1 pseudogene is annotated in these 1,498 nt (G+C 59.9%); it reads right to left on the bottom strand.

Going from position 1 to position 1,498, the window contains the following annotated elements:
* Window positions 1–59: 59 nt before the first annotated feature.
* Window positions 60–640 (bottom strand): annotated as a pseudogene (locus CQ14_RS31190) (IS5 family transposase); the annotation flags it as partial.
* Between the last annotated feature and the right edge of the window lie 858 nt (window positions 641–1,498).

Here is a 1,498-nt window from a genome sequence, read left to right as displayed (position 1 = left end):
GGTCACACGCTTCGCGAATTACCACCCGTCACGCAAGACGGCCCCCGTCGGATGCGTACGTTCGGAATGACGGCTTGAGCGCCTTTTGCAGCGATGGCGGATCGCAACGCATCGGAATCGTAGGCCGCATCGCTCATGACGACGTCGGCTGGGAGCCCCTCGATGAGCGGCTGGGCCTGAGGCGCATCGCCGGCCTGGCCTGCCGTTAGGAAGAAACGGACCGGGCAGCCCAAGCCGCGGACGGCCATATGGATTTTTGTCGTCAGGCCGCCGCGCGAACGCCCGATGGCCTGATTTTGAGCCCCCCTTTTGCGCCGCTGGCGTGCTGGTGTGCGCGAACGATGGTGGAGTCAACGATCAGGTATTCAAAGTCCGCATCATCTGCCAACGCTTCAAACATGCGCAGCCAGACCCCTTTGGCGCTCCACCGGCTGAAGCCCCGGAATACGCTGTTCCATTCGCCGAATGCTTCAGGCAGATCACGCCACGGCGAACCGGTCCGCACGATCCATAGAGCGCCTTCGACAAACATGCGGTTGTCGCGGCCAATCGAACCGCGCTGGTCCGGCCGACCGATGATCAAGCCGGAGATACGACGCCGTTGCGCATCGCTCAGAACGAGTCGGTCCATGGCACCCAAGGTTTCCTCCTAAAGGAAAGCCTTGAATCACGTTCCCGCCGATTTGAGAATCCCACGAGTCCACACGACCTAGAGCCTTAGCGACAAACGCGGCCTTTCGCTCTGACCCGCAGACCTCTGCGGTGGGACCCGCGCGACTTGCGATGCGCGAGCGGATCGTGATTGTGCTCGCAGGTCAGAACATGTCCAGATCTCCAACCCATGTCCCGGCAAAATCACCCAGCATCAGGTGATCCGTAAACGTCGTTTTGCTCCTACCCTCTCGTGGCGCATGCGATAGGCGAGGTTCGCGATATCCTTTGAAGGGACCGCCTTGCATTTATTCTTGACTATTATGCTTAAGTCGGACGCGACGGCACCGACTGGAAGTGGTCACGGAAACAGGACACCGTCGTTGGATCTCTAAGAACGAAAAGGCTCGGATATTGGAGGAGACTATGGTTCCGGCCGCCTTTTCCGAGATTGGCCGGCGCGAATGCCCTCCCGGCTACGGGACCGTGGCCACGTCAGGTTCTCGAAAGCTTGCCCGATTAGAAGACCTGCTCAGGTGTTTTTGGACGTGAGGCTAGCGTGGACCCGCAAAATTTTGACCCATCGAATTTAACAGCGCGGCCCCAGGTGCAACACGCTGTGCCGCAAGAACATCAAGGAGACCGACCCGGGCAAGAGGCCTTTGAGCAGCAATTGCACGAGGCGCGTGAGGCCGATAATGCGCTGCCCGACGGATGGCCACGCCGTAGTCCCCCTCCCAATGTGTCTAGCGAAGGCCAGCAGTCCCGGAAGAGCTGATGGGTACGCTTGCCAGGAGCAACCTCCTGCCAAGCAAGGAGGTCCTTAAGGCCTATGACGTCACGCAGT

This window comes from Bradyrhizobium lablabi, from assembly GCF_001440475.1.
GTDB lineage: Bacteria > Pseudomonadota > Alphaproteobacteria > Rhizobiales > Xanthobacteraceae > Bradyrhizobium > Bradyrhizobium lablabi.
The sequence above is the reverse complement of the archived record's forward strand: the minus strand, read 5'-3'. Positions and strand labels throughout refer to the sequence as shown.